Source organism: Metaprevotella massiliensis, from assembly GCF_900241015.1.
Map to the genome: position 1 here is coordinate 1 of NZ_LT965951.1, position 1,141 is coordinate 1,141.

Genomic DNA, 1,141 nt, shown 5'->3' on the forward strand with positions numbered 1-1,141 from the left:
AGAGCTGTGCTTCTCAAAGCACGCAGAGCAGGATGGCACAGACAATCGCCAGCCAGAAGAGAATGCTCAGCAGCGTAAATGCCACTTTCAGAATTACCCTGACTATAAAGCGTAGTATCAGAAAACCAGTAATGACTGAGACGACAGTTACGACTTGTGGCGTTACGATTTTCGAGATAAGCCAAACGACACCAATAACGATAGAAAGCAGGATTGCGAGTTCGATGAAGCGTGTCCAACCGAAGCGGCGGACTTGCTTGGGAGAATTCGGCTGCTGCTTGTTCTTATCGGTTTTGTTCGATGCGTCTGCCTTGATGAAGGCAGGTGTGTGAACGATTTCGTTAAGCCGTGAGGACAATGGAAGCTCGCTTCTATTGTCTCGGCGAGAAATAGCACTTTTAAGAACGTCTTGATTCATGATGATTGTATTCATATCGGAGCTTTTTATAGTTTCAAGAGCAGTTACAAGATGCGCAGACTACACACGAGTTGTTGAGAGCTATGCTCGAAAAAAGACAAGTGTTTGAAAAAACTCTTGGCGTATGGAGTGGAGCGTTTATCTTGGCTCTTGACACTACAAAAGCTCCAGATGGTGCTACATCAAGTCATGTTCTCACCGCCTACGGTTGGCAGACCATTGACCTCAATGAGCAGAACGATTGTTCCTGTCAATTCGGTGTAGAGTTTCTCATACTCAGGACTTGCACCGAAGTCATCTGACAGCTCATACTTGTCGAAAACGCTTTGCACAGCCTTATTCTTCAGAAGCATTGGTGTTAGTCTTTCGGGGAGTGGAGAGGGCAGTTCTTTCTCGAACTCATTCTCCAAGACAGACACAAGTGTATCATACTTTGAAAAATGCAGTCCTTGATGCAACACTTCGTTTGCCATACTCTCCGCTTCGGGATGCGAGAAGCCTTGTGCCACTGCATCGCAGTAGGTGGAAAGTGCTTCATCGGCTCTTGCCGTTATGAATGGTTTGTCGCCCAGCAGTTCTGGGAAATGCTCACTGAGATAGTTCTCCAACTTCAGACGGAAGTAAGATAGTTCTTTCTTGGTTTCCATAAATCTTTTATTTTAGGGTTATACGTTTTATTATATTATCAGATGCCCATCGCCTTATTGAACTTGCCGAGTTTGT

2 protein-coding genes are annotated in these 1,141 nt (G+C 45.1%); both read right to left on the reverse strand.

What is annotated here, in order from left to right; genetic code table 11:
* Positions 1 to 13: 13 nt before the first annotated feature.
* Positions 14 to 433, reverse strand: coding sequence for a hypothetical protein (locus C1709_RS00925; RefSeq protein WP_245836877.1), 420 nt, complete (start codon positions 431 to 433; stop codon positions 14 to 16).
* A 167-nt stretch (positions 434 to 600) separates the two neighbouring features.
* Positions 601 to 1,065, reverse strand: a complete 465-nt coding sequence (locus C1709_RS00930) for a DUF1896 domain-containing protein (RefSeq protein WP_025073060.1) — start codon at positions 1,063 to 1,065, stop codon at positions 601 to 603.
* Positions 1,066 to 1,141 lie beyond the last annotated feature (76 nt).